The following is an 18,161-nucleotide window of genomic DNA, read 5'->3' on the forward strand; positions in this document are numbered from 1 at the left end:
CGAAATTCACCGCTCTCCGGACGGGCGCTTCTTGACGCGCCGTCGCATCGACTTCCATCTCACCCCGGCCCGCTTACCCCAACCGGGGCGGCGCATGGCCAGGGCCGCTTTCGCGGCGGGTTCCTGTCGCGCGAAGGCGATGAGGAGCCCGACGGCGAACATGGTCGGCAGCAGGGCCGACCCCCCGTACGAGAACAGCGGGAGCGGGACTCCGGCGATCGGCAGCAAGCCGAGCACCGCACCGATGTTGATCACGGCCTGCGCCGTGATCCAGGTGGTCACGCCTCCCGCGGCGTACCTCACGAAGGGGTCCTCCGTGCGTCCGGCCACGCGGATACCCGCATAGCCTAGAGCCGCGAACAGGGCGACTACCGACAGCGTCCCCGCGAGACCCAGTTCCTCACCGGTGACCGCGAAGATGAAGTCGGTGTGAGCTTCGGGTAGTTGGCCCCATTTCTCCACACTGGCACCGAGCCCGGAACCGAACCATCCGCCCGAGGCCAGAGCATAGATTCCGTGCGCGGCCTGGAGACAGGGAGCTCCCTCGCCGCCGGGATCGGTCGCGCCGATGCAGTCGAAGCGCTTCATCCGGTTGTCACTCGTCTTGATCAGCAGCACACCGATCGCGCCGGCGACGGAGAGCACTCCGACGAAGAGCCGGGTGGGCGCGCCGGCCGTCCACAGCAGACCGAAGAGGATCGCGGCGAGGATGATCGAGGTGCCCATGTCGCCGCCGAGCATGATCAGTCCGAGCAGCATGAAGGCCACGGGGACCAGCGGGACGAGGATGTGCTTCCACTGGGACAGCAGCCGCATGTCCTGCTTGCGGGCGAGCAGGTCGGCCCCCCACAGGATCAGCGCCAGCTTGCCGAACTCGCTGGGCTGGAGCTGGAAGGGGCCGCCGAGCGAGATCCAGTTCTGGTTGCCGTTGACCGAGTGCCCTATCCCGGGGATCTGCACGAGCACCATCAGGAAGACCGCGCCGACCAGGATCGGGTAGGCGAGCGCCCGGTGCAGCTTCACCGGCATCCGGGAGGCGGCCAGGAGCAGTCCGGTGCCGAGGAGCGCGGCGAAGAACTGCTTCCGGAAGAAGTAGGAAGGCACCAGGTCGTAGCGGAGGGCCGTGATCATCGAGGCGGAGAAGACCATCACCAGGCCGAGCATGGTGATGAGCAGCGCCGCGCCGATGATCACGTAGTACGCGGTGAGGGGCCGGTCCCAGGCCTTCAGCGCCCGCTCGTGGAGCCGCCGTACGCCCCCGCCGCGGGTCCGCCGCGGGGTCGCTGGGGCCCGCCCTCCGCCGCGTACGGCGGAAGGCCGGCGTGTCCCGGCGATCTTGCTCGGCATGGTCGCTGCCCCCTCCGGTCGTGCCCGGTCCGGCCGGACCCTCCCACTGGTCGGGTCAGGCGTCCCCGGTGGCGGCGAGGGCGCGGACAGCGTCCGCGAAGGCCTCGCCCCGCTTGTTGTAGTTGGTGAACATGTCCATCGAGGCGCAGGCCGGGGCGAGGAGCACCGTGTCCCCCGGGCGGGCCAGCCGGGCCGCCTCCCGGACCGCCTCGGACATCGCCCCAGTGTCGGTCCGGTCGAGGTCGACCACCGGGACTTCCGGGGCGTGTCGCGCCAGGGCTTCGCGGATCAGCGCGCGGTCGGCGCCGATCAGGACGGCCCCGCGCAAGCGCTTCGCCGACTTCTGTACGAGCTCGTCGAAGGTCGCGCCCTTGGCGAGGCCGCCGGCGATCCAGACGATCGGGTCGTAGGCCGCCAACGAGGCTTCCGCGGCGTGCGTGTTGGTGGCCTTGGAGTCGTCGACGTACGTGACGCCCTCGATCTCCTCGACCAGTTCGATGCGGTGCGGGTCCGGCCGGAAGGCCTTCAGCCCGTCCCGTACGGCCGTCGCGTCGACGCCGAAGGCGCGGGCGAGGGCGGCCGCGGCGAGGGCGTTGGCGATGTTGTGCGGGGCCGGAGGCTGGACGTCGTCGACCTCGGCCAGCTCCTGGGCGTTCTTCTGCCGGTTCTCGACGAAGGCCCGGTCGACGAGGATGCCCTCGACGACGCCCAGTTCGGACGGGCCGGGGGTGCCGAGCGTGAAGCCGATGGCCCGGCAGCCCTCCTCGACGTCGGCCTCGACGACCAGGTCCTCGGTCGCCTTGTCGGCGACGTTGTAGACGCAGGCGACCTGGTTGCCCTCGTAGATCCGGCCCTTGTCGGCGGCGTACGCCTCCATCGAGCCGTGCCAGTCGAGGTGGTCGGGCGCCAGGTTGAGCACGGCGGCCGAGTGGACGCGGACGGACGGCGCCCAGTGGAGCTGGTAGCTGGAGAGCTCGACGGCGAGCACGTCGTACGGTTCCTCGCCGAGGACTGCGTCGAGGAGCGAGACCCCGATGTTGCCGACGGCGGCGGTCCGCAGACCGGCCGCCTCCAGGATCGAGGCGAGCATCCGCACGGTCGTGGTCTTGCCGTTGGTGCCGGTGACCGCGAGCCAGGGAGCCGGAGTTCTTCCCGACGGGGACTCACGCAGGCGCCAGGCCAGCTCGACGTCGCCCCAGACCTCCACGCCCGCCTCGGCGGCGGCCGCGAAGAGCGGCTTGTCGGGCCGCCAGCCGGGGGTGGTGACGATCAGCTCGGTGCCGGACGGCAGGGTGGCCCCGTCGCCGAGGCGGACGGTGATGCCCTCCGCCTCCAGGTCGGCGGCCTGCGCCCGGGAGCGCTCGTCGTCGCCGTCGTTGACGACGGTCACGACCGCGCCCAGGCCGTGCAGGACCCGGGCGGCCGGGATCCCGGAGACCCCGAGCCCCGCGACGGTGACCTTCTTGCCGTTCCAGTCGAGCTGTTCTGTCACTTCTCCGATGCCCATCCCGCGTAGAAGAGGCCCAGGCCCACGATCACGCACATGCCCTGGATGATCCAGAACCGGACGACGACCAGGACCTCCGACCACCCCTTGAGTTCGAAGTGGTGCTGGAGTGGGGCCATCCGGAAGACGCGCTTGCCGGTCATCTTGAACGAGCCGACCTGGATGACCACGGACATCGTGATCAGCACGAACAGGCCGCCGAGCAGGGCCAGCAGGAGCTCCGTACGGGAGCAGATGGCGAGACCGGCCAGTGCGCCGCCGAGGGCCAGCGAGCCGGTGTCGCCCATGAAGATCTTGGCGGGCGAGGTGTTCCACCACAGGAAGCCGAAGCAGGCGCCCATCAGCGCGGAGGCGACGACCGCGAGGTCGAGCGGGTCGCGCACCTCGAAGCAGGCGTTGGGGTTGGTCAGCGTCACCGCGTTGGCACAGGACTCCTGGAACTGCCAGAGCCCGATGAAGGTGTACGCGCCGAAGACCATCACCGAGGCGCCGGTGGCCAGACCGTCCAGACCGTCCGTCAGGTTCACCCCGTTGGACATGGCCAGGATCATGAAGAGCGCCCAGACCACGAACAGCACCGGGCCGATGGTCCAGCCGAAGTCCGTGATGAAGGAGAGCTTCTCGGAGGCGGGCGTGAGCCCGCGCAGGTCCGCGAACTGCAGCGACAGCACGGCGAAGGCGATGCCGACGATCAGCTGGCCGGCCATCTTCGCCTTGGCCCGCAGGCCCAGCGAACGCTGCTTGACGATCTTGATGTAGTCGTCGAGGAAGCCGACCAGGCCCATGCCGGCCATGAGGAACAGCACCAGGATGCCCGAGTACGTCGGGTCCTCGCCGGTGATGACCTTGGCCAGGGCGTACGCGATGAGCGTGGCCAGGATGAAGGAGATACCGCCCATGGTGGGCGTGCCCTTCTTCCCGGCGTGGCCGCGCGGGCCGTCGTCCCGGATGAACTGCCCGTACCCCTTGCGGGCAAGGAGCTTGATCAGCAGCGGGGTGCCGATCAGGGTCAGGAAGAGGCCGATGGCCCCCGCGAAGAGGATCTGCCTCATCGTCCGGCGACCTCGCCCTCGGTGTCGAGGAGGGCCAGCGCGACCCGTTCGAGACCGACCGACCTGGAAGCCTTCACAAGGACGACGTCCCCCGGGCGCAGCTCACTGCGCAACAGGTCGACAGCCGCCTGCGCGTCGGACACGTGCACCGACTCCTCACCCCACGAACCCTCGTTATATGCGCCCAGTCGCAGCCAGGACGCTTCCCTGTCCCCGACCGCGACGAGCTTGCTGACGTTGAGCCGGACGGCGAGCCGTCCGACCGCGTCGTGCTCGACGAGCGATGCGTCACCGAGCTCGGCCATCTTGCCGAGCACCGCCCACGTACGAGCCCCTCGGGCCTGTGCGGCCCGGCCCATGGACGCGAGCGCGCGCAGGGCGGCTCGCATGGACTCGGGGTTCGCGTTGTAGGCGTCGTTGACGATCGTCACGCCGTCCGGACGCTCGGTGACCTCCATGCGCCAGCGCGACAGGGTGCCGGCCTCGGAGAGCGCGGTGGCGATCTCTTCGACAGGCATGCCCAGCTCGTGCGCGACGGCGGCCGCTGCGAGCGCGTTCGACACGTGGTGCTCACCGTACAGGCGCAAGGTCACGTCGCTGCACCCGGTGGGTGTGTGAAGCCTGAAAGAAGGCTGTCCGTTCTCTGTGAGGAGGACGTTCTCGGCCCGTACGGCCGCTTCGTCCGCTTCGCCGAAGAGGATCACGCGCGCCTTGGTACGGCTCGCCATCGCGCGGACGAGCGGGTCGTCGGCGTTGAGGACCGCCACTCCGCCCTCCTCGGCGGACGGCAGCGCCTCGACGAGCTCGCCCTTGGCCTCGGCGATCTGCTCCCGGCCGCCGAACTCGCCGATGTGGGCGGTGCCCACGTTGAGGACGAGGCCGATACGGGGCGGGGTGAGGCCGGTGAGGTAGCGGATGTGCCCGATGCCGCGGGCGCCCATCTCCAGGACCAGGTGCCGGGTCTCGTCGCCCGCGCGGAGCGCCGTGAGCGGCAGGCCGATCTCGTTGTTCAGCGAGCCGGGTGTCCACACGGTGGGCGCGTGCCGGTCGAGGACCTGGGCGATCAGGTCCTTCGTGGAGGTCTTTCCGGCCGAGCCGGTGAGGGCGACGACGTCGGTGCCGAGCCGCTCGACGACCGCGCGGGCGAGGGCCCCCAGCGCGGTCTGCACGTCGTCCACGACGATCGCGGGGACGCCGACGGGACGGGCGGCGAGCACGGCCGCCGCACCCGCCTCGACGGCGCGCTCCGCGTAGTCGTGGCCGTCGACGCGCTCACCGGCGAACGCGACGAAGAGGCTGCCGGGCCGCACCTCGCGGGAGTCGATGACGACGGGCCCGGCGACCAGGGCGGCCGGATCCGGTATGTCGTGCTTCTGCCCGCCGACGATTGCGGCGATCTCGGCGAGGGAGAGGGCGATCACTGCTTCATCCCTGACTGTTCTGGTGGCTGGCTGTGTCCTTGCCGCCCCCCAGGGCGACCCGGCCGTTCTGTTCGAGGATCGCCGCGCGCAGGACCTGGCGGTCGTCGAAGGGGCGTACGACCCCGGCGATCTCCTGGCCCTGCTCGTGGCCCTTGCCCGCGACCAGGACGGTGTCGCCCGGCTGCGCGCGGGCCACGGCGGCGGCGATGGCGGCGGCGCGGTCGGCGAGGACGATGACCTCGCCGCGCTCCTCCGCGGGAACCTCGGCGGCGCCCGCGAGCATGGCGGAGAGGATCACGAGCGGATCCTCGGAGCGGGGGTTGTCGGAGGTCAGGACGGCGGTGTCGGAGAGCCGGGCCGTGGCGGCGCCCATCGGGCCGCGCTTGGTGGTGTCCCGGTCGCCGCCGCAGCCGATGACCACGTGCAGCTTGCCCTCGGTGACCTCGCGCAGCGAGCGCAGGACCGATTCGACGGCGTCCGTCTTGTGGGCGTAGTCGACGACCGCGAGGTACGGCTGGCCGGCCTCGACCCGCTCCAGGCGGCCCGGTACGCCGGGGACGGCGGCGATGCCGTCGGCGGCGCTCTTCGCTTCGAGGCCCGCGGTGGCGAGGGTGGCGATCGCGGCGAGGGTGTTGGCGACGTTGAACGGGCCGGGCAGCGGGGCGGTGGCGGAGATCCGCTCGCCCTGCGGGCCGACGGCGGTGAACGTCGAGTCGTGGGAGCCGAGGACGAGGTCCTCGGCGCGCCAGTCGGCGTCGGCGCGGCCCTCGGCGGAGAAGGTGACGACCGGGACGGTCGCCTCCTTCGCGAGCCTGCGGCCGTACGCGTCGTCGAGGTTCACGACGCCGATCCTGCTGCGCTCGGGCGTGAAGAGCGCGGCCTTGGCCCGGAAGTAGTCCTCCATGTCGGAGTGGAACTCCATGTGCTCCGGGCTGAGGTTGTTGAAGACGGCGACGTCGAAGACGCAGCCGTCGACCCGGCCGAGCACGAGGGCGTGGCTGGAGACCTCCATGGCGACCGCCTCGACGCCCCGCTCGCGCATGACGGCGAAGAGCGCCTGGAGGTCGGTGGCCTCGGGGGTGGTCCGTTCCGACTTGATGCGCTCGTCGCCGATACGCATCTCGACGGTGCCGACGAGACCGGTGGACCGTCCGGCACCGCGCAGGCCGCCCTCGACGAGGTAGGCCGTGGTGGTCTTGCCGGACGTGCCGGTGATGCCGATCTGGAGGAGGCCGGCACCGGGCCGTCCGTAGATCTCGGCGGCGAGCTCGCCCATCCGGCCGCGCGGGTTCTCGACGACGAGGACCGGCAGGCCGGTCGCGGCGGCGCGCTCGGCGCCCGCCGGGTCGGTGAGGACCGCGGCGGCTCCGAGTCCGGCGGCCTGGGCGACGAAGTCGGCGCCGTGCGCGCGGGCTCCGGGCAGGGCCGCGTACACGTCCCCGGGGCGTACGGCCCGGGAGTCGTGCGTGATGCCCGTGATGGCGACGGGACCGGGGCCGGCGCCGGTGGTGTCGACGCCCAGCTGTGCGGCCAGGTCGCCCAGGGGTGTCGGGCGGGCCTGCTCCGGTCGGGGCGGGGTGGTTCGGTACTGATCAGCGTGTGGCACGGCGGTGAGCGTACCGGGCGCACCCTGTGCGGGGCCAAAAGAGCCCGGGGCGTCGCCGCAGTTCGATTTCCGGTTCCCGGAATGGGGGGTGATCGTTGTCACTGGTGCTCCCGGAGGGTCACGGGGTGCGGTCGGAGAAGACCGGCAGTCGGGCGGGCGCGCTGCCCGTGGGGGCGACGTGGAGGGTCTTGAGGGCGAACTCCATGACCTTCTTGTAGATGGGTCCGCAGATCTGGCCGCCGAAGTAGCTGCCCTTGGTGGGGTTCTGGATGGCGCAGTAGACGGTGATCTGCGGGTCGTCGGCGGGGGCGAAGCCGGCGAAGGAGGCGGTGTACCCCTTGTAGCGGCCGAGTTCGGGGTCGACGCGGTTGGCGGTGCCGGTCTTGCCCGCGACGCGGTAGCCGGGGATCGCGGCCTTGGTGCCGGTGCCCTCCCGGTCGTCGACGACGGACTCCAGCATCTGGGCGAGAATCTTGGCGGTCTTCTCGCTGACGACCCGGGACTCCTTGGGCGCGGGGGCGGCGGCGAAGCGCCCGTCGGGCCCCGTGGTGCCGCGTACGAGGGTCGGTTCGATCCGTACGCCTCCGTTCGCGATGGTCGAGTACACGGAGGCGGCCTGCATCGCGCTGACGGAGAGGCCCTGGCCGAAGGGGATCGTGTACTGCTGCGAGGTGGACCAGTCCTCGGGCTTGGCGAGGATGCCGGGGGTCTCGCCCGGGAAGTTCAGGCCGGTGGGGCTGCCCATCCCGAACTTGCGCAGATAGGCGTGGAGGACCCGGTTGGCCTCGGCCTGGGTGTCACCGAGGCGGCCGGTGGCGAGGATGGTGCCGATGTTGCTGGACTTGGCGAGGACACCGTTGAGGGTCAGGTACCAGGTCTTGTGGTCGATGTCGTCCTTGAAGAGCCGGTCGCCGCGGTGGAGCCGGTTGGGGACGGTGACGTGGGTGTCGGGGGTCGCCTTGCCCTCCTCCAGGACGGCGGCCATGGACATGACCTTGCTGGTGGAGCCGGGCTCGTAGGCGTCCTGGAGGGCGGCGTTGCCCATGGAGGCCGCGTTGGCGGCGGAGAGGTCGTTGGGGTCGAAGCCGGGGGCGTTGGCCATGGCGAGGACCTCGCCCGTCTTGGTGTTCTGCACGACGACGTACCCGCGGTCGGCCTTGGACTTCTTCACCTGCTCGGTGATGGCCTGCTGGGCGGCCCACTGGATGTCCCGGTCGATCGTGAGCTCGATGTCGGAGCCGGGGACGGCGGGGGTGCCCTGGGAGCCCGCGGTGGGCACCTGGCGGCCGCCGGACTCGGTGAAGCGGACCTTGCCGTCCTTGCCGGCGAGCTCCGGGTCGAGCATGGACTCCACGCCGCCGGCTCCCTTGCCCTCGGCGTTGACGTAGCCCAGTATCCCGGCGGCGAGCTCGCCGTTCGGGTACACGCGCTTGGTGCTGGGCTCGCTGAGGATGCCGCCGAGCAGATTGACGCCGGTGCCGCCCTTGGCGCGGGCCTTCTCCCCGTAGACCTTCCTGAGGTCCTTGATCTGGTTCCAGACCTGCGGGGTCTGCTTGCGCGCGAGCAGGGTGTAGCGGGACTTGGGGGTACGGAGCTTCTTCGCGAGCTCGGCGGGTTCCTTGCCCAGGATCGGGGCGAGGAGGGCCGCGGCCTGCTCGGGCGCGTCGGGGACCTTGGACTCCTCGGGCGTGAAGAGCTTGGGGTCGGCGGTGATGTCGTACGCGTCGACGCTGGCGGCGAGCGCGATGCCGTTGCGGTCGGTGATCTCGCCCCGCTCGGCGGAGAGCGTGTGGTCCTGGAAGCGGTACTTGTCGGCCTTGGCGGCGTACGCGCTGGCGTCGACGGCCTGGACCTGGAGCAGCCGGACCACGAAGACCAGCATGACGAGGGTCAGGCCGAGGGAGATCAGCCGGAGCCGGGGCCGGGGGCTGCCGAGCCGGATGGTGCGGGGCTGCTGCCGGGGCGCGGGCCGGGGCGCGGGGCGCTTCGCGGCCGGTCGCGGGGCGGGGCGTGAGGCGGCGGGCCGGGACGGGCGGGCTCCGGCGGAGGCGGGCCGGGGACGTGCGGGCCGGGCGGGTCCGGGGACGCGGCGGCGGGGGGGCTCCTTGGAGGGCACTGCTCGGTCACCTGCCGGAGGTAGTAGTGGAGGCGGGTGCGGGCACTGTCCGTACGGGGCTGGACCCGGTGGCGCCCGGACTGGTGGGACTTCCGCCGGTGGGAGTGGTGCCCGTGGAGCCTGGGCCGGTGTTCGCCTGGGCCGTGCCGGTGGGGTTTCCGCCAGTGGGGGACGTGGCCGTGTTCGGCTGCGGGTTCGAGGAGACGGGCGGGGTCGGCTTCGCGCTCGGGCTCGGCTTCGGGGCGACGGCGGTCGAGGGCTCGCCGAGCACCTTGCCGTCCGGGCCGAGGAAGGCGGGGCTGCCGCCCGGGACCATGCCCAGCTCGCGGGCCCGCCGCTCCAGGGCGTCGGGGGCCGCGTAGTCGTCGACGTCCCGCTGGAGCGCCTGCTCCTCGTCGGTGAGCTCGGTGGTCCTGTCCTTGAGCTCGCGCAGCTTGAAGGAGCCCTGGTTGAGGGCCGAGTTCAGCAGGAGCAGGGTGATGAGCCCGCCGCCGAGGAGCACGAAGACGAGCAGGACGAAGGGGGTGCGGGCGGCCGAGCTGGGCCCCGACGGCATGAGCCGTCCGAGCCGCGCGGCCCGCCCTTTGAGGGGCCCCTTCGCCGTGCTCACAGCACGTCCTCCCGGATGCGCTGCGCGCCGCGGAGCCGGGCGGGCGCGGCGCGCCGGTTCTCGGCGACCTCTTCCTCGGTGGGGAGTTCGGCGCCCCGGGTGAGCAGCTGGAGGCGCGGCTGGTACTTCTCCGGGACGATCGGGAGTCCTGGCGGGGCGGTGGTCGTGGCGCCGGCCGCGAAGACCTGCTTGACGATGCGGTCCTCCAGCGACTGGTAGGAGAGGACGACGACCCGGCCGCCGACGGCGAGGGCCTTCACGGCCGCCGGGATCGCCTTCTCGACGCTTTCGAGTTCACGGTTGACCTCGATGCGCAGGGCCTGGAAGGTCCGCTTGGCCGGGTTGCCGCCGGTGCGCTTGGCCGCCTGGGGCAGGGAGTCGCGGATGAGCTCGACGAGCCGGGCGCTGTTGGTGAAGGGCTCCTTCTCGCGCTCGCGCACGACCGCGGAGACGATGCGCTTGGCCTGCTTCTCCTCGCCGTACGCCCGCAGGATGCGGACCAGTTCGCCGGCCGGGTAGGTGTTGAGGACCTCCGCCGCGCTGATGCCGGTCGTCTGGTCCATGCGCATGTCGAGCGGGGCGTCCTGCGCGTAGGCGAAGCCGCGGTCGGCCTCGTCCAGCTGCATGGAGGAGACGCCCAGGTCGAAGAGGACGCCGTCCACCGTGGGGATGCCGAGCCGGTCGAGGACCTCGGGCAGCTCGTCGTACACGGCGTGGACGAGCGTGGCGCGCTCTCCGAAGGGGGCGAGGCGCTCGCCGGAGAGGCGCAGCGCCTCCTTGTCCCGGTCGAGGGCGACGAGCCGCACCTCGGGGAAGCGCCGGAGCAGTGCCTCGCTGTGGCCGCCGAGGCCCAGGGTGCAGTCGACGACGACCGCGCCGGGGCGCTCCAGTGCGGGGGCCAACATGTCCAGGCACCGCTGGAGCATCACCGGGACGTGTCGGTCGTTGCTCAATGCGCCCTCTCAGATCCGGCGCGGTGGTACGTACCGCCGGGCTCCCGCGCCCCGCACCGGCTGCCGCGCGAGCGGGAGGAGCGTCAGCGGGAGGGAGTCGAACCGTAGGTACCGCCGCACACACGGGGGAGAAACCGCGGAAATCGCTCGATGTCTCCGTGAACTTCGCGTCACTTTAGTCCACGTGACCCGCCGGTCAATCAACCGGCTGGCGCGTCGCACGGAGCCGGCGGACCCGTGGGACATTCCGGACGCCTCACTCGTTCGGAGCCTGCCTTCCCCACCTGTGGGTTAGCTCACAACAAGCCTCATTGACGTTCTTTGTCCCCTCTCACAGCAGGCCTGGCGGCCTTGTGCCCGTTAACGTCGGAACCATGTCGACATCCGCGCACCCCTCTGCCGACGCCGTACGCACCGCCGACACGGTCACCGACCGCCTCGTCGAGGCGAACGAGCGCTACGCCGCCGACTTCACCGACCCCGGAATGGACGCCCGGCCCGTGCTGCGCGTCGCCGTCGTCGCCTGTATGGACGCCCGCCTCGACCTGCACGCGGCCCTGGGTCTCCAACTCGGCGACTGCCACACCATCCGCAACGCGGGCGGCGTGGTCACCGACGACGTGATCCGGTCCCTCACGATCAGCCAGCGGGCGCTCGGTACGCGCAGCGTCATGCTGGTCCACCACACGGGCTGCGGTCTCGAATCGCTCACCGAGGACTTCCGGCACGAGCTGGAGGACGAGGTCGGCCAGCGGCCGGCGTGGGCGGTCGAGGCCTTCCGTGACGTGGACCAGGACGTCCGGCAGTCGATGCAGCGGGTGCGGACCTCCCCGTTCCTGCTGCACAACGACGACGTCCGGGGCTTCGTCTTCGACGTGACGACCGGTCTTCTGCGCGAGATCGACCCGGCTTAGTCGTCTCCGTACGGCAACAGTCGACCCGGCACGCCGGGGCAAACCCCGGCATTCCCCCCGCACTTGTCCACAGGCGAGTGACACGACACGCCCACGGCAACAAGAATGCTCGGGTGACACCCCCCGAAACATGTCCCCGGGGGCAGGTGTCCGTGTTCCGGAAGGCCGAGGAGGGCCGGGTGACGACCTATGACGATCGAGCGAGCCTCACTGATCTGACCACGACCGCGGAGCGTGTCCGCAGGTCGGTGGAGAGTGTGATCGAGGGCAAGCCCGAGGTCGTACGGCTTTCTCTGACCGTGCTGCTCGCCGAGGGGCACCTCCTCATCGAGGATGTCCCCGGCGTCGGCAAGACCATGCTCGCCAAGACCCTGGCGCGGTCCATCGACTGCTCGGTGCGCCGCATCCAGTTCACCCCCGACCTGCTGCCCTCGGACATCACGGGCGTGTCGATCTTCGACCAGCAGCGACGGGAGTTCGAGTTCAAGCCGGGCGCGATCTTCGCGCAGATCGTGATCGGCGACGAGATCAACCGCGCGTCGCCGAAGACCCAGTCCGCGCTCCTGGAGTCCATGGAGGAGCGGCAGGTCACCGTCGACGGCCAGACGTACGAGCTGCCCGGCCCGTTCATGGTCGTCGCCACCCAGAACCCGGTGGAGATGGAGGGCACCTACCCGCTGCCCGAGGCCCAGCGCGACCGCTTCATGGCCCGGGTCTCCATCGGCTACCCGAGCGCCGAGGCCGAGCTCCGGATGCTCGACACGCACGGCTCGGTGTCCCCGCTGGACGACCTCCAGCCGGTCGCCCACGCCCACGACATCGTGAAGCTGATCGACGCGGTGCGCGCGGTGCACGTCGCCGACGCCGTCCGCCGGTACGCGGTCGACATCGTCGCCGCCACCCGCACCCACGCCGACCTGCGGCTCGGCGCCTCCCCCCGGGCCACGCTCCACCTGCTGCGGGCCGCCAAGGCGTCCGCCGCGCTCAGCGGCCGCGAGTACGTCCTGCCGGACGACCTCCAGGCCCTCGCCGCGCCCGTCCTCGCCCACCGGCTGATGCCGACGGCGCAGGCCCAGCTGAACCGGCGCACCGCCGAGCAGGTCGTCCAGGACATCCTCCAGCGCACCCCCGTCCCGGCCACGGCCCCGCCCGCCGGACCGCTCTACGGCCAGCAGCAGCCCGGCGCCCGGCGGCTGTGATGACGACCGCTGCCGTACCGGACGGGCAGCGGGGCGAAGACGACCGGGGCGGGCTGCGGGCCGCTTTCGGCGGTCTCACGACCCGCGGCCGGTCCTTCCTCGCCGCCGGGGTGGCCGCCGCCATCTGCGCGTACGTCCTCGGCCAGGCCGATCTGCTGCGCGTCGGGCTGCTCCTCGCCGCCCTGCCGCTGATCTGTGTCCTCGTGCTGCACCGCACGCGCTACCGGGTCGCGGCCTCCCGCCGCCTCACCCCGCAGCGGGTGGAGGCGGGCTCCGAGGCCCGGGTCCAGCTCCGGATGGAGAACGTCTCCAAGCTCCCCACCGGGCTGCTGATGCTCCAGGACCACGTGCCGTACATGCTGGGACCCCGCCCCCGCTTCGTCCTCGACCGGGTCGAGGCGGGCGGCCGGCGCGAGGTCTCCTACCGGGTCCGCTCCGACCTGCGCGGACGCTTCCCGCTGGGCCCGCTCCAGCTCCGGCTCAACGACCCCTTCGGGATGTGCGAGCTGACCCGTGCCTTCAGCGCGTACGACACGCTCACCGTCGTCCCGCGCACGGAGGCACTGCCCCCGGTGAAGCTCGCCGGCGAGGCCGCGGGGTACGGCGACGGGCAGCAGCGCTCCCTCGCGCTCGCCGGCGACGACGACGTCATCCCGCGCGCCTACCGGCACGGCGACGACCTGCGCCGGGTGCACTGGCGCTCCACCGCCCGGTACGGCGAGCTGATGGTCCGGCGCGAGGAGCAGCCGCAGCGGGCCCGCTGCACGGTGCTCCTCGACACCCGCCGGGTCGCCTACCAGGGCACCGGCCCCGACTCCGCCTTCGAGTGGGCGGTCTCCGGCGCCGCCTCCTCCCTGGTGCACATGCTGGAGCGCGGCTACGCGGTCCGGCTGCTCACCGACACCGGCAGCGCGGTGCCCGAGGGCTCCGACGGCTTCGTCGGCTCGACGCAGGACTCGGCCGACACGGCCGGTCTGATGATGGACACCCTCGCGATCGTCGACCACTCCGAAGGGGCCGGGCTCTCCCGCGCCTCCGACGTGCTGCGCGGCGGCAACGAAGGACTGCTCATCGCCTTCCTCGGCGACCTGGACGAGGAGCAGGCGGCCCTGACCGCCCGGATGCGCGGGCGGACCGGCGCGGCCGTCGCCTTCGTCCTGGACTCGGGCACCTGGCTGACGGGCGGGGCGGTCAGCGGGGCGGTCGAGAAGCGTGTACGGCAGCTGCGTGAGGCGGGCTGGACGGCACTGGCCGTGCCGCCCGGGGCGCGGATCGCCGACGTGTGGCAGCAGGCGACCGGAGCCCGTACGGAATCCGCCGCCGACACCTACGGAGGTTGGTCATGAGCGGCCGCGCACGGCTGACCCTCGCCTCCTGGGGCGCCACCCTGATGGCGGCCGGGGCGCTGCTCCCGCTGGTGAAGCCGGCGACCTGGATCTTCACGGCGGCCTTCGTCCTCGCTCTGGTGAGCGGCGTGGGCACGCTGGCCCGGCGGGTGCCGCTGGCCCGGCCACTGACCCTGCTGGCGCAGGCGGCCGTCGCGCTGCTCGCGCTGACCCTGTTCTTCGCCCGGGAGCAGGCGGTCCTCTGGCTGATCCCCGGCCCGCAGGCCATCGCGCACGCCGTCGACCTGTTCTCGGCGGGCGCCGAGGACGTCGGCCGGTACGCGATCCCGGCGCCGGACACCGAGGGCATCCGGCTCATGCTCGTCGGCGGTGTGGTCGCGATCGGGCTCCTGGTGGACGCCCTCGCGGTGACCTTCCGCAGGGCGGCCCCGGCCGGTCTTCCGCTGCTCGCGCTGTACTCGGTGGCCGCCGGTCTCTCGGGCGGCGGCGCGGGCTGGCTCTGGTTCCTCCTCGCGGCCTCCGGCTATCTGCTGCTGCTCCTCGCGGAGGGCCGCGACCGGCTCTCCCAGTGGGGGCGGGTCTTCGGCGGCGCCCAGCGTGCCGGCCGGCCGGGCTCGGCGGTCGCGAGCGGCGGCACCGCCTTCGCCCCGGCCCGCACCGGCCGCCGGATCGGCGCCGTCGCGATGGGCGTCGCCATGGTGGTGCCGCTCGCGCTGCCGGGTCTCTCCGGCGGCCTGTTCGGCGGCGGCAGCGGCGCGGGGAACGGGGGGTCGGGCACGGGCGGCACCATCTCCGCCGTGAACCCGCTGGTCTCCCTCCAGGACAATCTGCGCCAGCCCGAGGACCGGGAGGTCCTCCGCTACCGGACCAACGCCCTCGACAACAGTGGCCTGTACCTGCGCCTCGTCGCCCTCGACCAGTTCGACGGCGCCTCCTGGAAGTCCTCGGTCCGCCCGATCGAGGACGTGCCGAAGCAGTTGCCGTGGCCCGAGGGGCTCGGCCAGGACGTCAAGGTCAGCGAGGTGACCACCAACATCGTCGCCTCCGACGCGTACGAGCAGCGGTGGCTGCCCATGCCGTACCCGGCGGGCCGGGTCGACATCAGCGGGAAGTGGCGCTTCGAGCCGGCCGGCCGGATGCTCGTCGGCGACGACAAGCAGACCACCGCCGGCGCCCGCTACCAGGTCTCCAGCCTGGACGTGCAGCCCACGTCCGGGCAGCTGGCCGCGGCCGGGACCGCTCCGGAGAAGCTGCGCGCCGAGTACACGAAGGTCCCCGAGTCCCTCCCCGCCGATGTGCGGGCGAAGGCCCGGGAGGTCACCAAGGACGCGCGCAACGACTACGAGAAGGCGGTGAAGCTCCAGGACTGGTTCGCCGAGGACGGCGGCTTCCGCTACGACGTCGAGGTGAGCTCCGGGACCGGGGTGCAGGCGATCTCCCGCTTCCTGAAGGACAAGGAGGGCTTCTGCGTCCACTTCTCCTTCTCCATGGCGGCGATGGCCCGCTCGCTGGGCATCCCCGCGCGGGTGGCCGTCGGTTTCATGCCGGGCACGACGCAGACCGACGGCTCGGTCTCGGTGGGCATCCGGGACGCGCACGCCTGGCCCGAGCTGTACTTCGACGGGGCGGGCTGGATGCGGTTCGAGCCGACGCCGTCGCGGGGCTCCACCCCGGCGTACACCCGGCAGAACACGCCCTCGGGCACGGCCACCGGTCCCACGCGGCCCCAGCAGAGCGCCTCGGCCCAGCCGTCCGCCGCGCCGAGCGCCTCGGAGAGCTGCACGCCGCAGATGCGCCGGCTCGGTGACTGCGGTCCGGACACCGCCGTGGCCGGCGACGTCTCGGACGGTTCCGGTGCGGATCCGCTGAAGGTGGGGCTGCTGTCCCTGGGGGCGCTCGTGGTGCTCACGCTGCCGTTCGTTCCGGCGCTGTGGCGGACCCGTGTGCGGGCCCGGCGGCTCGGTCCGGGCGGCGGACGCGGCCCGGAGGACCTGGTGGCGCGGACGCTCGCGGTCTGGCGGGAGATCACCGACACGGCCTGGGATCACGGGGTCGAGCCGGACGAGTCGATGACGCCGAGGAAGACGGCGGCGCGCATGGTCCGACTGGGTGAGCTGAGGGGCGAACCGGCGGACGCCGTGCACCGCGTGGCCCGTGCGGTGGAGGAGGCGCTCTACGCGCCCCGGCCCGTGCCGGCCGCGGGTCTCGCCGAGGAGGCCGCCCGGATCAGGGCGGGTTTCCACGCGAGCGCGGACCGCTCCGCGCGCCTCCGCGCCACCCTGGCCCCGCGCTCGGCGGTCCGCCTCCGCTGGGAGGCGTCGGCCCGCTGGTCGGCCGCGACGGCGACGTGGTCGGTACGACGCCACACGCTGGTGTCGCGCGCGACGTCCCGGTTCCGCCGCACCCCCCGCGAAGCGGGCTGACGCCAGGGGGCGGGGTCGCCACCGGCGGCCCCGCCCCCCTGGCTCCCCACGTACGGACGGGGGTACGGCCGAGCCCCGCAGGGCGTCGCGCGTCTGCGCGGGCCCTGCGGGGCTCGGTCATGTAAGGGGTGCGGGGCTGCCGCTCAGGGGGCCGTCAGTGGCCGCCGCCCTGCTGTTCGTCGCGGCGGCGCTGCCACCGCTCTTCGATCCGATTCATGGTGGAGCGTCGCTGCCGGGTCTGGCGACCACCGGTCGTCGTCCCGCCACTGGCCTGCTGTTCACCTGGCTTGGGCGCCTTGCGCCATCCGGTGACCGCCAGGACCGCGCAGCCCAGCATGACGAGGAATCCCACCACGCTGATCCAGATCTGCTGTGCGACCATTCCGGCCATGAGGAGCGCGATACCCACCAGGAAGCCGGCGACTGCCTGGTAAACCCGTCGGCGGGTGTACGTGCGCAGCCCGCTTCCCTCGAGCGCTGTCGCGAACTTGGGATCTTCGGCGTACAGCGCTCGCTCCATCTGCTCGAGCATTCGCTGCTCGTGCTCCGAGAGCGGCACGGAGTCCTCCTAGTCGTCGGTCGCGGGGGCGACCGGTTTGCGGCCCTTTCAGGATAGGCAGGGAATCGCCCCCGTGAAACCCGCCCACAATGCCGAATAGCCAATCCGGGCCGCCATGCGGATCGGTTGCTGAGGCGTTGATTCCCCGGCGCCATCTCCGTCATGCCGGATGGTGTCCCCCGATCATACGGGGCCGAACCCCAGATCGGGCGGGCAGTGGCGTACTCCATCGACACCCGCTGCCCGCACCGCCGAACGGGTGCCGGTGGCCAGTCAGGCGCGCTTCTCGCCGAGAACGTGCAGCTGGGTGGCGATGGCGTGGAAGGAGGGCAGCTCCGCGGCGGCGGCCTCCAGCTTGAGCAGGGCCTCCGCGGCCCCCGGCTCGGTGTCCACGAGGACGCCCGGAACCAGGTCGGCGAAGACCCGGACGCCGTGCACGGCGCCGATCTCCAGTCCGGCCTCCGCCGTCAGCTCGGCGAGCTGCTCGGCGGTGAAGCGCCGGGGCACGGGGTCGCCCGCGCCCCAGCGGCCGTCGGGGTCGGTCAGCGCGTGCCGGGCCTCGGTGAAGTGTCCGGCGAGCGCGCGGGCCAGCACGGCGCCGCCGAGCCCGGCGGCGAGCAGGCTGAGGCTGCCGCCGGTGCGCAGCGCGGCGACCGCGTTCCGCACGCCCTCGGCGGGGTCGTCGACGTACTCCAGGACGCCGTGGCAGAGCACGACGTCGTACCCCTCGCGCTCGACCACGTCGAAGAGACCCCGGACGTCGCCCTGAACGCCGGTGACGCGGTCGGCGACCCCGGCCTCGGCGGCCCGTCGCTCCAGCGCGAAGAGCGCGTTGGGGCTGGGGTCGACGACGGTGACGCGGTGACCGAGGCGGGCCGCCGGTACGGCGAAGTTCCCGGAGCCGCCGCCCGTGTCGAGGACATCGAGGCTGTCCTTCCCGGTGGCCTTGGCCCGGCGGTCGAGGGCGTCCTTGAGAACGTCCCAGACGACGGCGGTACGCAGGGAGGCGCGCGACGGTCGCGACGACGTCTCTCGACCGAAGACAGGGGAAGGGTCCGGCACGGCTGTTGACTCCTCGGTGACGGGTACGGACGCTCCCCACCCTATG

At 72.3% G+C, this 18,161-nt stretch carries 14 protein-coding genes; 4 read left to right on the forward strand and 10 right to left on the reverse strand.

What is annotated here, in order from left to right; translation table 11 throughout:
* Positions 1–6: 6 nt before the first annotated feature.
* From ftsW to rsmH, 8 genes are read right to left on the reverse strand one after another with little or no spacing between them, the layout of a single operon-like run.
* On the reverse strand, positions 7–1,347 hold the full coding sequence (gene ftsW, locus ACFWWU_RS13710) for a putative lipid II flippase FtsW (RefSeq protein ID WP_384143696.1): 1,341 nt from the start codon (positions 1,345–1,347) through the stop codon (positions 7–9).
* A gap of 55 nt (positions 1,348–1,402) precedes the next feature.
* A complete protein-coding gene (gene murD / locus ACFWWU_RS13715) occupies positions 1,403–2,854 on the reverse strand; it encodes a UDP-N-acetylmuramoyl-L-alanine--D-glutamate ligase (RefSeq protein WP_384143699.1) in 1,452 nt (483 codons plus the stop codon).
* Complete coding sequence (mraY, locus tag ACFWWU_RS13720; RefSeq protein WP_384143702.1) at positions 2,836–3,906, reverse strand: phospho-N-acetylmuramoyl-pentapeptide-transferase; 1,071 nt, start codon at positions 3,904–3,906, stop codon at positions 2,836–2,838. The genes murD and mraY overlap by 19 nt, the downstream gene beginning before the upstream one ends.
* The gene (murF, locus tag ACFWWU_RS13725) at positions 3,903–5,327 is read right to left on the reverse strand and encodes a UDP-N-acetylmuramoyl-tripeptide--D-alanyl-D-alanine ligase (RefSeq protein WP_384143705.1); all 1,425 of its coding nucleotides are present in this window, start codon (positions 5,325–5,327) and stop codon (positions 3,903–3,905) included. The genes mraY and murF overlap by 4 nt, the downstream gene beginning before the upstream one ends.
* A 4-nt stretch (positions 5,328–5,331) precedes the next feature.
* Entirely contained in the window at positions 5,332–7,035 is a 1,704-nt protein-coding gene (locus ACFWWU_RS13730) for a UDP-N-acetylmuramoyl-L-alanyl-D-glutamate--2,6-diaminopimelate ligase (RefSeq protein ID WP_384143708.1), read from the reverse strand.
* A gap of 16 nt (positions 7,036–7,051) precedes the next feature.
* The gene (locus tag ACFWWU_RS13735) at positions 7,052–9,049 is read right to left on the reverse strand and encodes a peptidoglycan D,D-transpeptidase FtsI family protein (RefSeq protein ID WP_384143711.1); all 1,998 of its coding nucleotides are present in this window, start codon (positions 9,047–9,049) and stop codon (positions 7,052–7,054) included.
* A 7-nt stretch (positions 9,050–9,056) separates the two neighbouring features.
* On the reverse strand, positions 9,057–9,659 hold the full coding sequence (locus ACFWWU_RS13740; RefSeq protein WP_384143714.1) for a septum formation initiator family protein: 603 nt from the start codon (positions 9,657–9,659) through the stop codon (positions 9,057–9,059).
* Positions 9,656–10,612 carry a 16S rRNA (cytosine(1402)-N(4))-methyltransferase RsmH gene (gene rsmH, locus ACFWWU_RS13745; RefSeq protein WP_384143717.1) on the reverse strand — a complete coding sequence of 319 codons (957 nt, stop codon included), beginning with the start codon at positions 10,610–10,612 and terminating at the stop codon, positions 9,656–9,658. Before rsmH ends, ACFWWU_RS13740 begins: the two co-directional genes overlap by 4 nt.
* 374 nt (positions 10,613–10,986) lie before the next feature.
* Here rsmH and ACFWWU_RS13750 point away from each other — a divergent pair, with 374 nt between their 5' ends.
* The 4 genes from ACFWWU_RS13750 (at position 10,987) to ACFWWU_RS13765 (ending at position 16,494) form a co-directional block, all read left to right on the forward strand.
* Positions 10,987–11,526 (forward strand): beta-class carbonic anhydrase, encoded by a 540-nt coding sequence (locus ACFWWU_RS13750; protein ID WP_384143720.1) that lies wholly within the window; start codon positions 10,987–10,989, stop codon positions 11,524–11,526.
* A gap of 179 nt (positions 11,527–11,705) precedes the next feature.
* Positions 11,706–12,725, forward strand: a complete 1,020-nt coding sequence (locus tag ACFWWU_RS13755) for an AAA family ATPase (protein ID WP_384143723.1) — start codon at positions 11,706–11,708, stop codon at positions 12,723–12,725.
* Positions 12,725–14,071 (forward strand): DUF58 domain-containing protein, encoded by a 1,347-nt coding sequence (locus ACFWWU_RS13760; RefSeq protein ID WP_384143726.1) that lies wholly within the window; start codon positions 12,725–12,727, stop codon positions 14,069–14,071. The genes ACFWWU_RS13755 and ACFWWU_RS13760 overlap by 1 nt, the downstream gene beginning before the upstream one ends.
* Positions 14,068–16,494 (forward strand): DUF3488 and DUF4129 domain-containing transglutaminase family protein, encoded by a 2,427-nt coding sequence (locus ACFWWU_RS13765; RefSeq protein WP_384143729.1) that lies wholly within the window; start codon positions 14,068–14,070, stop codon positions 16,492–16,494. The genes ACFWWU_RS13760 and ACFWWU_RS13765 overlap by 4 nt, the downstream gene beginning before the upstream one ends.
* Positions 16,495–16,648: 154 nt before the next feature.
* Here the strand turns inward: ACFWWU_RS13765 and ACFWWU_RS13770 are convergent, their stop codons facing one another.
* Both ACFWWU_RS13770 and ACFWWU_RS13775 read right to left on the reverse strand, forming a co-directional pair.
* The gene (locus tag ACFWWU_RS13770; RefSeq protein WP_384143732.1) at positions 16,649–17,053 is read right to left on the reverse strand and encodes a DUF3040 domain-containing protein; all 405 of its coding nucleotides are present in this window, start codon (positions 17,051–17,053) and stop codon (positions 16,649–16,651) included.
* 273 nt (positions 17,054–17,326) lie between these two features.
* On the reverse strand, positions 17,327–18,115 hold the full coding sequence (locus ACFWWU_RS13775; protein ID WP_384143735.1) for a methyltransferase: 789 nt from the start codon (positions 18,113–18,115) through the stop codon (positions 17,327–17,329).
* Positions 18,116–18,161: the final 46 nt, after the last annotated feature.

It is taken from the genome of Streptomyces sp. NPDC058650 (genome assembly GCF_042717315.1).
Taxonomy (GTDB): domain Bacteria; phylum Actinomycetota; class Actinomycetes; order Streptomycetales; family Streptomycetaceae; genus Streptomyces.